At 62.6% G+C, this 12,619-nt stretch carries 6 protein-coding genes and 1 pseudogene; 2 read left to right on the forward strand and 5 right to left on the reverse strand.

The window, feature by feature from the left end:
- The 3 genes from I2E26_RS01885 to argS form a co-directional block, all read right to left on the reverse strand.
- Positions 1-1,895: Rho termination factor N-terminal domain-containing protein (locus tag I2E26_RS01885; protein WP_370551420.1), on the reverse strand; the 1,895-nt coding region annotated here is incomplete at its 3' end.
- On the reverse strand, positions 1,895-2,575 hold the full coding sequence (locus I2E26_RS01890; RefSeq protein ID WP_195419397.1) for a transaldolase family protein: 681 nt from the start codon (positions 2,573-2,575) through the stop codon (positions 1,895-1,897). The genes I2E26_RS01890 and I2E26_RS01885, both read right to left, overlap by 1 nt.
- 358 nt (positions 2,576-2,933) lie before the next feature.
- Entirely contained in the window at positions 2,934-4,802 is a 1,869-nt protein-coding gene (gene argS / locus I2E26_RS01895) for an arginine--tRNA ligase (protein ID WP_195419398.1), read from the reverse strand.
- A 378-nt stretch (positions 4,803-5,180) separates the two neighbouring features.
- On the opposite strand from argS, the gene I2E26_RS01900 reads away from it, so the two are divergent.
- On the forward strand, positions 5,181-5,681 hold the full coding sequence (locus I2E26_RS01900; RefSeq protein WP_195419399.1) for a CarD family transcriptional regulator: 501 nt from the start codon (positions 5,181-5,183) through the stop codon (positions 5,679-5,681).
- Between the two features lie 195 nt (positions 5,682-5,876).
- Here the strand turns inward: I2E26_RS01900 and I2E26_RS01905 are convergent, their stop codons facing one another.
- A complete protein-coding gene (locus tag I2E26_RS01905) occupies positions 5,877-9,551 on the reverse strand; it encodes an S-layer homology domain-containing protein (RefSeq protein ID WP_195419400.1) in 3,675 nt (1,224 codons plus the stop codon).
- A gap of 644 nt (positions 9,552-10,195) precedes the next feature.
- Here I2E26_RS01905 and I2E26_RS01910 point away from each other — a divergent pair.
- The gene (locus I2E26_RS01910) at positions 10,196-10,798 is read left to right on the forward strand and encodes an HD domain-containing protein (protein WP_147588005.1); all 603 of its coding nucleotides are present in this window, start codon (positions 10,196-10,198) and stop codon (positions 10,796-10,798) included.
- A gap of 249 nt (positions 10,799-11,047) precedes the next feature.
- Here I2E26_RS01910 and I2E26_RS01915 read toward each other — a convergent pair.
- A pseudogene (locus I2E26_RS01915) lies at positions 11,048-12,619 on the reverse strand (peptidase M14); the annotation flags it as partial.

Genomic DNA, 12,619 nt, shown 5'->3' on the forward strand with positions numbered 1-12,619 from the left:
TCCTCTCCCATCTCGACCAGGCGCTTCGCGCGCTCGATCACGAGCTCGGCCACGCGCGTGTGGTTGTCGGCGGGCATGTCGAACGTGGAAGCCACCACATCGCCCTTGATGGAGCGCTGCATATCGGTGACCTCTTCGGGGCGCTCGTCAACCAGCAGGCAGATCAGGTGCACCTCGGGATTGTTGGTAGCGATGGCCTGGCAGATCTTCTTCAAGATCGTGGTCTTGCCCGCCTTGGGCGGGGACACGATGAGGCCGCGCTGGCCCTTGCCGACCGGGGCCACGATATCGATCGCGCGGCCGGTGATGGAATCGCGGCCGTGCTCCATCTTCAGCGGCTCGTTGGGGTAGATCGGCGTAAGGTCGGCGAACTTGGGGCGGCGCTTCATCGTCTCGGGGTCGTTGCCGTTGACGCTGGCGATCTTGGCCACGCCGGGGAACTTGTCGTTCGCGCGCGACGGGCGCAGCGAGCAGCAGATGTAGTCGCCCGCACGCAGGCCCATGCCGCGGATCATGTTCGCGGGAACAAAGGCGTCGTCACGGCTGGGCATATAGCCGCGAGCGCGAATATAGCCGAAGCCGTCGTGCGTGATATCCAAGATGCCCTCGAGGTCGCGGAAGCCCTCGGCGCGCGCGGCGGCCGTATAGACCTCCTCGACGAGCTCGGCCTTCTTCATGCCGGCATAGTCGATCTCGAGCTCTTTGGCCTTCTCGCGCAGCTCGGCCACCTTGTAACCGGCGAGCTCCTCGCGCGAAAGCGTGGGCTCGGAGGGCGCATTGAAGCGGTTGTTGCGATTCTTGCGGTTGTTCTGCTGGCGGTTGGCACGCTTGTCGGCGCGATCGCCGGCGCCCTGCTTCTGCTCCGCGCGGTCCTCGCCGTGCGCGCGCTTGCGGTCGTTATGGGCGCGCTTGGCCTTGCCCTCCGAAGCGGCCTGCTCGTCGTTGCGCGCGGCCGGCTCGCCCTCGCGCTTCTCCTTGGAGGCGCGACGGCTCCTGCCGGGGCGCACATCGCGCTCGACCTTGCCTTCGCGCGCATCGGATGCCGCCTGCTGCTCGGCGGCAGCCATATCGCCCTCGCCTGCGGCCGCATCTCGCTGGGCGGCCTCGAGCGCGGCGCGCTGGGCGGCTTCGAGGGCCGCGGCGGCGGCGCGCTCCGCCTCTACGTACGCCTTGGGCTTCCTGCCGCGGCGATTCGGACGCAGGGCGGGGTCGACGAACGGGATCTCGATGGCGGGCGCGGGCGCGGGCACCTCGTCCGTGGACGCGGGCGCCGCCGGCTCCGCCGCAGACGGGGCGCCATCCGAAACGGGCGCATCCGCCGAAGCCGTACGAGCGGGCTTCTTGCGCGCAGCGGTGCGCCTCGCGGCGACCGGCTTCTCCTCCGTCGCGTCCGCATCGCCGGCCGATCCCGTGTCTGCGACGGGAGCCGGGGCATCCCCGCCGGCGAGCATCTCGACGGCGCGCTTCTCGATACGGCGCTGACGGCGCTCGACCGATGCCTGCGAGATCTGGGCGAGTGCGCGAGCCTGCAGCGTCTCGGCAGAGGGCTCGCTCTCCGCCGCCGCGGGTGCCGCCTTCTTCACACGCGGCTTGCGCGTGCGCTTGGGTGCCGGCTTCTCGGCAGCGGCCGCGTCCTCGCGCACAGGATCCGCTGCAGCATCATGCTGCTCGCGGGCATCCCCGGAAAGCTGCGAAGCCTCCGCTTCGACCTGGGGACGGGCATCCTTGGGCTTCCTGCCGCGCCGACGGGGCGCGGGCGCCTCCCCGCCATCCAGGGGCCCCTGGCCCTCCACCGAGTTCGCGGGGCGCGGGCGCATGGCGCCATCACCCATCTCGACGGGCGCCGGCATCTGCGCCGACATCGAAGCGACTTCGTCCCTATTCTCTTCAGTCACTATGCCTGCTCAACTTTCTTCCAGTCGGCCTCAAACAGTGCGATTCCCCGATCGGTCAGAGGATGCCTGAGGCACTTGCTCAGCGTTTTGAATGGCACGGTAGCAATGTCGACACCCAGCAACGCGGCCTTGGTCACATGCAGCGGCGTGCGAACCGATGCAGCGATGATCTCGACGCGGCTGTCCACGTTCTTCCCACTCCAGTCGTAGTTCCCCAAACAGGCCACAACGTCTGCAAGCTGGGCTATGCCGTCTTCCGCGATATCGTCGAAGCGGCCTATGAACGGGCTCACATACCGAGCGCCCGCATTGGCTGCGAGCAGCGCCTGCGTGGCGGAGAACACGAGCGTCATATTCACGCGAACGCCCTTGTCGGCCAACATGCGGCACGCCGCCAGGCCGGCCTCGCATATGGGAACCTTAACCACGATATTGGGAGCGAGCGAAGAGAACCTCAGGCCGTCTTCGACCATGCCCTCCACCGTAGACGCGGTGGTTTCCACCGATACCGGCAAACCTTCGCACAGATCGGCGATCTTGAGCATATGCGACTCGAAATCGGCGAGCTTGCCCCCGGTCTTCGCGTACAGCGACGGATTGGTGGTGACGCCCGCCAGGCAGCCCCAGCTCTTTGCTTCGGCGATTTCCGCCAAATCCGCTGTATCGATGAAGAACTTCATGATGGGACCTCCTATTTCCCCCGTTTACACGGATATGACAACAAGCGAAAACAAGGCGTTATTCAAATGCTCATCATTGGGATTTGAGGAATATGCGAGGGTGCATGTCCGTACCATGCATATCGTGAGTGTATCACAGCCGTTCTCGCACCTGCCTGAAAATTACCAAAACTGCAGTACGAGGGGCATGGGCCCATACGCTTCGGCTGTTTGCGCACGAAGGTGCCAAGGGTGTGGCGAAACCCGCCGCCCGCATGCCGCCAAGCCGGAAGAGACGGCGAGGCCGGAAATAAGAAAACCGCCCAAAAGCGCACGGCTTTTGGGCGGTTCGATGTACCACGCAACAGGTTGGCAGCGATTACTTCTCCTCGCGCTGCATCACGGCAGGCGCGGACACGCCGATGAGGCTCAGCACCAGATCGAGCACGGAGCGAACGGCGTCGCACGCAGCCAGGCGTGCACGGGAAAGCTCTTCGTCGACCGGACGGCCCTCGCTCGGAAGCACCTGGCAGGCCTGATAGAAGCTGTGGAAACCGGCAGCGAGCTCCTCGGCGAAGTGCGTCAGGCGGAACGGCGCGCGATCGCGAGCGCAGCTGGCGATAAGATCCTCGAGCTCGGAGATCTTACGGGACAGCGCGAGCTCGGTGGGATCGGTGAGCAGCGAGTAGTCCACGTTCTCGCCGATAGCCTTGGCGGCAACGGCCTCCATACCCATCTCGGCGGCCTCCTCGGGCGTGACGCCCGCAGCCTTGCGCAGGATGGAGCACACGCGCGCATGAGCATACTGCACGTAGTACACCGGGTTATCGGAGCTCTTCTCCTTAACGGCCTCGATATCGAAGTCGATGGCCTGGTTGGAGGAGCGAGAGATCAGCGTGTAGCGGGTGGCGTCGGCACCGACCTCGTCCACGAGCTCGCGGAAGGTGACCATGGTGCCCTTGCGCTTGGACATACGGATGGGCTTGCCGTTGCGCAGCAGGTTGACAAACTGGCCCAGCAGAACCTCGAACTTGCCGGGATAGCCCAGGGCGTCGCAGACGCAGCGGACGCGGTTGATGTAGCCGTGGTGGTCGCAGCCCCAAATGTCGATAACATGGTCGACGCGCTGGAACTTATCCCAGTGATAGGCAACGTCGGAAGCGAAGTAGGTGTACTCGCCGTTGGCCTTTACCAGGACGCGGTCCTTGTCGTCGCCCAGGTCGGTGGAACGGAACCACAGGGCACCGTCCTTGTTGTAGAGGTAGCCCATCTCGTCGAGCTTGGCGAAGGCGCGGTCGACCGCGGAGGTGCCGGCGTTCTCGCCCTCGGTGTCCTTGATGTAGACGGTGCGCTCGGAGAACCACTTATCGAAGTCGCAGCGAACCTCGTGGCAAAGCTCGCGCATGTTGTCGACCATCTTGGCGTAGCCGGCCTCGCGGAAATACAGCACGCGCTCCTCGTCGGAAACATGGGCCCACTTGTCGCCGTCGGCCTTATAGAAGGCAGCGGCCTCGTCGATGATATAGGTGCCGCCGTACGCGTTGCCGCCCAGGCCCTGGGTGAACGCATCCATGTAGGGATGAGAATCCAGGTGCTCGTCGGCCTCGTCCTGCACGTAGTTGTCGCGATCTTTGGCCAGGAAGTCGCGGGCGCCGTCGATATCGAGGCCTTCCTTCTCCATGATCTCGATGAGCTGCATGTAGCGATACGAGATGGAGTTACCGAAGACGTCCATCTGCGAGCCGTGGTCGTTGATGTAGAACTCGCGCTGGATATCGTAGCCGGCATGGCTCATCACGCGGCAGAGCGAATCGCCCAGAGCGGCCCAGCGGCCGTGGCCCACGTGCATGGGGCCCACGGGGTTGGCGGAAACGAACTCGACCTGGGTCTTGAGGCCCTGGCCGACGTTGGACTTGGCGAAATCCCTGCCCTGGGCACGCGCCTCGGCCAGAACGGCGTTGCTGGCGGCGGCGTTGAGGTAGAAGTTGATGAAGCCGGGGCCGGCGACCTCGACCTTGGAGATGGAGGCGTCCTCGGGCATATGGGCCACGATGGCGTCGGCGATCTTGCGCGGCGCGCAGTGGGCGAGCTTGGCGGACTTCATCGCGCAGGTGGAGGTCCACTCACCATGAGAAGTGTCGGCAGGTCGCTCGAGACCACAATCCTCGAGGTCGAACGCGGGAACGTCTCCCGCTTCCTGCGCGGCGGCGAGCGCGGCGCGTACCAGCTCTTCAATCTTCTCAGGCATAAGCTCTCCCTTTCACACGCCCTGAGATGGTGGTCTCGCAGGGCACCTGCATAAAATTGTCCTATACTCTACCACACTGACGTACGCGCTGGTAGTGTTTCTATGCATTCGGTCGATATTCATCGGCATGCTGACAGACTTCTATGCATACGCTTACACGAACCGGCTCCACGAGTCCCGCGCACCCCGTCCATTCGAAGCCCGCCGGCCGTGCACCCCGTGGGCCCTTGCATGCCCAGCGCCGCGCCCATCAACGCAAACTAGGGCCTATACCTCGTGTTTTATATACCGAGCATTTGCACTTTCACACGGCGCAGTGGTATTCTTAAAAAGTGGAAATTTCAAAGCATAGCAGAGCAGTAACGTTGGAGGAAGAGCATGTTTCGTATCGGAGAGCACGTTATCCACCCGGGCCAGGGCGTTTGCACCGTCATGGGTTTCGAGGAAACACCTGCGCCCATGATCGTACTCGAGGCCAAGAGCGGCCACGCCAAGACGCGCATGATGTATCCCGTAGCCATGCAGGATCGCCTGCACAGCTGCATCTCGCGCGAGCTCGCCCAAGACCTTATCGATAACTACGATGCCATCGAGTGCGACCCCTTTACCGAGCGCAACAGCTCGCTCGAAGAAAGCTATTTCAAGCAGCAGCTCAAGCACGGAGCCCCCGAAACGGTCCGTGTGGCCAAGACGATGCGCCGGCGCATCCACGACGCGCAAGCGCACGATAAGAAGCCCAGCAGCTATTACGCGCGCGTACTCAAAGAGGCGCACCGCCGCGCGCTCGAGGAGCTCTCGGTGGCCATCGGCTGCTCCGAAGAGGAAATCGAAACCCGCATGGTCGATGCGTTCGACCAGTTCGCGCCCTCGCTCAACTAGCCCGTACGGCGCGCGCAGCCCCCACACGCTCCCCTTTCGCCTCCCGGCATCGCCTTGCTCCGTATACGCGATGCCGGGAGGCTTCTTGTTGCCGCGACGCGCCATGAGAAAGGGGGCCGGACATACCGTCCGACCCCCTCTCGGTGCCCTGGAAAGCCGTGCGCTTCCCTAGCACATGGTCGATATCCGCAACGACTACTTGAAGTCCTCGCCGAGCATCTTGCTGTACAGAGCGCTCGTCAGGAAGCGGTAATCGTCCTGCTGGTGCGTCTTGTTGGTCAGCGTGTTGGCGAAGATCGTCATGTTCATGCCGTTCTCGGCGTAATCGAAGGCCTGCGTGGAGCCCTTGTACTCGGCCTGGACCTCAGGCGGCATCCAACCCTCGACGAACTTCTCGTCGGTGATCTTCAGCAGCTCGACAGCGCCCGCGGGAAGCTTCTTGATGTGGGAGCCACCATAGAAGTACACGAGGTCGTCGCCCTCGCCGCGATACGTGGCGGTGGTCATGCTGTCCTGGTCGACGTACTCGACGGTGGTCAGGGCGTCGTGTCCCCAGCCCTCGTAGAAGTCGAGGTCGAGACCGATCTGCTCCTTGACGGAAGCCATGGCGCCGGAGGTGTAGCCAACGTAGGGCTTGCCCTCCTTGACGAGCTTGGCGGCCTCATCGGACAGACCCTGGTTACCAACGATGATATCGGCTTCCTCGGGGCTGCTCACCAGCGTGAAGCCCATCTGCTCGGTCAGAGCGAAGCGATCCCAGTTGTAATCGGTGTTCAGGCGGTTGTAGTAGTTCTTGAGACCGAAGGGCTTGCCCTCCTTATTATTCATGAACTCGCTGTAGCCGAGCGGGACGTAGATCTTGATGTCGCTCTTGATGGTCTTGGCCTTGGGAGCCTCGGCGGACTTGTGGGCGTCGAGCACGAACTCATCGGACACCTTGCCGAAGTCCGCTTCCGCTACCAGGTAATCGCCCTTGAACTCGCCCTCGGTGATGAGGCCGACCTTGACGTCGGCGCCCAGGAGCGCATTGACGGCGCGGATGGCCTCGACGCCGCTGTTCTCGATGCGGACGTACGCGCCCTCGCCGTCGACGGCGGTCTTAAGGCCGAGATCGCCGGTAACAGCCTCGAGCTTGGCGTTGTCGAGCGCACCCTTGGTGGTGACGATCTCGACGTCGAAGCCGCGCTGATCGGGGAAGTTGGTGACGGGCTCGGAGTACATGTCGGTCCAGTTCTCCACAACCATGTTCTTGTAGAGAGCCGCGTTAGCCATGTTGCGCTTGGCCTGGTGCATGTCGACGATCAGGTCGCCGGCCTTGAAGGTCTTGTCGCCGACGGTGAGATCCTCGGTGAGGCGCTGGATCTTGACGTCGTTGCGCAGCAGGTAGGTGACCATCTCGTTGACGGCGGCACGATCCTGCTGGGCGCCCGCACCGGTGGGGATGGCGTAGAACTCGGGGAAGAAGTTGTTGTTCTCCTCGTAGCGCGGACGGAAGACGTCGGCGTCGGCGCCGATCTCGTCGGACTGGCTCACGTACCAGGGACGGATGTCATCGGAGTCGACGTTGTTGATACCGCGCTCGTAACGCTCGAGCTGGTTCATGAACATCTCGTCCTTGTTGTTGGCGACGAACTCGGCGTTGCCGACGAAGCCGTACTTGATGGCGGTGACGGCGTCCTCGTTGCCGTAGGGCAGCTCGACGGTGTAGGCGTTCACGCCGTGGAGCATGGCGTACTGCGGGGTGTAGCTCGAGGACATGTCGTCGAACGGCTCCCAGTGGCGGTTGCCCTCTTCATCGATGGAGAGGTAGTCGCGCATGGGCATCTGGACGGAGTTGATCGACTCGTTGTTCGAGATCGACGCGGCCTGGAAGGCCTCGCCCTGGCGCAGGGCGGTGTCGATGAACAGGTCGTACTCGTTGTTCGGGTCATGCGTGGGCGAGCAGGGCTCGACCTGGTACTGGGTGTAGTAGCCGTGGATCTCGTGGAAGGAGATCGGGTTCCAGGTAGCGATGAGGTGGGTCATCGCCTGGGTCTCGGGCTGGGTCTGATAGGTGTTGTCACGGTTCAGGTCCAGGCCGTTGCCGCCGGTGCGGAGGTTGTCATAGCGACCGTCGGGGTTCTCGGAGGGAACCAGGATGAAGAAGACGTCGTCCATGATCTTGGAGGGATCGAGCTCGCGGGAGTCGACGTTGTAGTACTTCGCGAACTCCTCCTCGGTCATATCGACGGCGGCGTGCGCGCCGGCGCCCGAGGCGTTCTTGGTGCCCTCGCCCTGGATGTAGCCGACGCCGGTGACGTCGTCCTTGATGAGCTCGGACCAGACGCGGCCGTCCTCCTTCATCTCCTTCTTGAGGGTCTCCTTACCGGTGTCGGTCAGGCTCTCGATGGTATCGAACGCGATGGGCCTGTTCTTCACGAGCGCCTCGGCGAACTCCAGGACGCCGTCGGAACCAACGATCTCGTCGGCGTGGACGTTGGAGTACATGACCGGGACCTTGTACTGGAGCGTACCGGCCTCGACCTGCTTCTGCAGCTCGCCGGGGGCCGTCTCCATCTGCTCGGTCAGCGCCTGGTAATCGGTGAGGTCGGAAGCCTTCTTGGACACGAAGAGGGCCTGGATGTCGCGACCGCGGGCAGACTTGCCGATGGTCTTGAGCTCGGCGTGCAGGCCGTTCTTCTTGGCCTCCTCGACGAGGCGGGGCAGCTCGGCGTCGATCTCTTCCTGGGTGCGATAGGACTCGTAGGCGCGCATGTTGAGCTGCGTGGAGCCGGCTGCCTTATCGTTCACCTTGGCGGTAAGGTCGTACAGGCCGGTGTAGTCCAGGATGGAGTTGCGCAGGTACGCGCGGTCGCGGCCGTCGATGCCGTCGACGCCGTAGAACATCTCGGTGTTGAAGCGGACGAGCAGCGCGGGCTTGCCGTCGACCTTGGTGGCCTCGGTGCGAACGCCGGTGAAGAAGCTCTGGGCGTCCTGCCACTTGGTCTTGAACGTCTTCCAGGTGTCGAGCTTGCCGCCCAGCCACTGATACGGGAAGTCCTTGATATCGCGGATGCCCTTCTCACGGGTGAGGGTCCACTCGACCTTGCCGCCGTCGACGGCCTTCTCGAGGTCCTCATAGGAGACGCCCTCGACCGGAACGGTGATGCTGTAGGCGCCGCGACGCGTCATGGAGATGACCTTGGCGTCGGGGTTGGCGTTGAGCATCTCGTCGACGTTGACCTGCAGGCGATGCAGGAAGGCGGCCATATCCTGGCGGAAGCCGGGGGTCATGCCGCGGAACGTCTTGTCCTGATAGCCGGTGGAGATGCCCTCGGAGCTGAGCCACATGATCTCGCGGGCGTGATCGGAGTCGGCGTTGACATCCGTGAAGACGTCGTAGGACTCGGGCGTGAACTTCTTGGCATCCTTGTCGCCCAGATAGGTGGCGAGACGGTTCAGGAACGCGGCCATATCCTGGCGGTAGACCTTCTCCTCGGGACGGAAGGTCCCATCAGGATAGCCGGTGGAGATACCGGTGCTGGCGAGCCACCAGATCTCGTTCGCGTGCGGCGTGGCCTCGGTAACATCGGAGAACGCGGCCTTCTGGTCCTCGGTAGGCGTGAAGACGGGCTCGCCGGCGATGCGATACAGGAAGGCGGCCATATCCTGGCGATAGACCATCTCCATGGGACGGAAGCTGCCATCGGGGTAGCCCTTGGTGATGCCGGTGCCCGCCAGCCACGAGATATGCTCATGGTGATCGGTGTTGACCGTCACGTCGGGGAAGGTGGGCAGCGCCCATGCGAAATTGGTAAAAGCGGGGGCGACGGTCAGGGCGGCGGTAATCGCGGCCGTACCGACGATCGCTCCAAATGCGTTCTTCTTCATCTCTTTCCAATCTGTTCCTAGGGTGGGGGTGATTTTGTGCGTAGGAACGATTGTCCTCGCAGGCAAGAACACGCTAGCTATAATCTGTCAAATGTCGATCGTCGCCACGCTTGTTCGCATTGATTCTCGCCGGTCGTAAGCTACCAACAAACATCGGCGTGAATCATGCGGCGGTCGGCCGGAAACAGATTTCGCGAGAACACGATCGAAGATCGATCGCTATTTCCTACGCACCTCTCGTTTTGCCTCCTGCACACCACTCCTTTCACACGCCCAAAGCATCGGCTTGCCCCGTCCGCTCGATTCAACTCCATCCGGCACGATGATCCGGCTCCTATGCGTTGGGGACGCGCTCGCATGCATTGGACTCAATTGGCCTTGCGGCTTCATTATCGACCGTTTGACCGAGTTTCCTAACCCCGCTCGGCGAACGTACGGTTTCGTTCGTTATACGGAAATCTTCCTATTTTTTGCATTTTTGATGATGGCAATGGGGCACAACCGTCCACGGTCGATCGTAGCCGTTCTCGAAAATCTCCTGTTAACATAGGTAAACAATAGCCGTTGCTCGATTCGTTCATCATCGTGTAACCCTTTCGCGCTACCCTTTCCTTGATTCATACGCTTGAATGAAAGGAGCCATCATGGGCGAAGCCTTGAACGCCGGCATGACGCGCGATGCAGCCTTTGCACTGCTCGGGGAACACAACAAAGATCCGTTCCACATCGAGCACGCCGAGACGGTCGAGCAGACGATGCGCTACTTCGCACGCGAGTACGACCCCGAGAACGAGGAGTTCTGGGGCATCGTCGGCCTGCTGCACGACCTCGACTGGGAAGAGCACGACGACGATCCCATGAACCACACCATCTACGCCGCCAAGGACATCGAGGCCGCCGGCGGCAGCGCCGAGCTCATCCGCGCCATCCAGACGCACACGAGCGACTTCAACACCGCGCTGCCCAAGCCCGAGCTCATGATGGAGAAGATCCTGTTCGCCACCGAGGAGCTCACGGGCCTCATCGGCGCCGCCGTGGTGATGCGCCCCTCCAAGAGCGTGATGGACTTCAACGTGAAGTCGCTCAAGAAGAAGTTCAAGGACAAGCGCTTCGCCGCCGGCGTATCGCGCGACGTCATCCGCTCCGGCGCCGAGATGCTGGGCTGGGAGCTGGACGACCTGTTCGCCCGCACCATCGAGGCCATGCAGTCCTTCGCCCCCGACCGCGACACCTTCCCCTCGAATTAGGGACAGGCACCTTTCCGAGCAGGCACGTTTCCGCGCCTCGAATTAGGGACAGGCACGTTTCCGAGCAGGCACCTCTCAGATTAGGGACAGGCACGTTTCCGAGCATTTTTTCGCCTCAGAAAGGTGCCCGTCCTCTGAAAGGTGCCTGTCCCCTTTCTGAGAGCTGAAGGCCCCGCGGTACAGCAGAAGGGCTCGGACGAGATGGTCCGAGCCCTTCTTGCATGCGCGGTCGCCTCTACGCGGCAGCCGTTATGCCTTGTAGTCGTCGCCCAGCATCTTGCTGAACAGGGCGCCGCTCAGGAAGCGGTAGTCATCCTGCTGATGGCCCTTGTTGGTAAGGGTGTTGGCGAAGATCGTCATGTCCATACCGTTCTGGGCGTAATCGAATGCCTGGATGGTGCCCTTGTACTTGGCGATGTGCTCGCCGCTCATGAAGCCCTCGATGGGGTCGGCGCCGGTGGTCTTCATGATCACGCGCGCGCCCTCGGGCACGGCCGTGATAAAGCTGCCGCCGTAACCGTATACCAGGTCGTCGCCCTCGCCCACATAGGTGGCGGTCGCCAGGCTCTGCTCGGGGTACTCCACCGTGGTCAGCGCGTCGTACATCATATCGGCCTCGTCGTTGTACTCGAGCCCCAGGCCCATCTGGGCCACGGACTCAAGCGCGCCCAGGGTGTAGCCGACGTAGGGCTTTCCCTTGGCGACCGCGGCGATCTCGTCCTCGGACAGGCCCTGGTTGCCCACGATGACGTCGGCTTCCTCGGCGCTATCCACGACCGTGAAGCCCATCTGGTTACCGAGCGCGAACCTATCCCAGTTGAGCTCGGTGTTGTGGCGGTTCTCGAAGTTCTTCACGCCGAACTCGTTGCCGGCGGCGTCGGTAAGGAATTCGGGCGCGGCGCCGGGAATGTAGACCTTGATGTCGTTCTTGATCACCTTGGCGGCGGGAACGTCGTCGGTCTTATGCGCATCGAGCACGAACTTGTCCTGGATCGAACCGAAGTCCTTCGCGGACAGCACGTAATCGCCCGCGAACTCGCCCTCGGTTACCAGACCGACGGTCTTGCCATCGGCTAGCAGGGCGTTGACGGCGCGAATGGACTCGACGCCGCTGTTCTCGAGACGAACGGTTTCACCCTCGCCATCGACGACGGTCTTGAGCTCGATGCCCTTGTCGACCTCGTCGAGGGAGGCGTCGGCGAAGGCGCCCGGCGTGGTGATGATGTCCATGTCGAAGCCGCGCTGATCGGGGAAGTTAGTCACGGGCTCGGAGTACAGCGAATCCCAACCGCTGATGACCATGTTCTTATACAGGGCGGCGTTGGCCATGTTGCGCTTCGCCTGGTGCATATCGACCACCAGGTCGCCCTTGGCATAGCTCTTATCGCCAAACGAGAAGTCCTCGGCGAGCTGTTTGACCTTCACATCGTTGCGCAGCAGGTAGTCGACCATCTCGCCCACGGCGGCGCGGTCGTGCTGGCCCTCGACGGACGTGGGGATCACGTAGTACTCGGGGAAGAAGCTGCCGTTCTCCGCATAGCGGGGACGGAAGACCTCTGCCTCAGCACCCAGGACGTCGTGCTGGTCCACGTAGTAGGGACGCATCTCCTCGGGATCGATGTTCTTGATGCCGCGCTCGTAGCGCTCGAGGAGGTTGAGGAACATCTGATCCTTGTTCTTGGAAATATAGTCGGCATTGCCGATGAAGCCGTACTTGGTAGCCGTCATGGCATCCTCATGACCGTAGGGCAGCTCGACCGTGTAGGCGTTCACGCCGTGGAGCATGGCGTACTGCGGGGTGTAGCTCGAGGACATGTCGTC

The sequence above is a fragment of the Collinsella sp. D33t1_170424_A12 genome, from assembly GCF_015554865.1.
Taxonomy (GTDB): Bacteria; Actinomycetota; Coriobacteriia; order Coriobacteriales; family Coriobacteriaceae; genus Collinsella.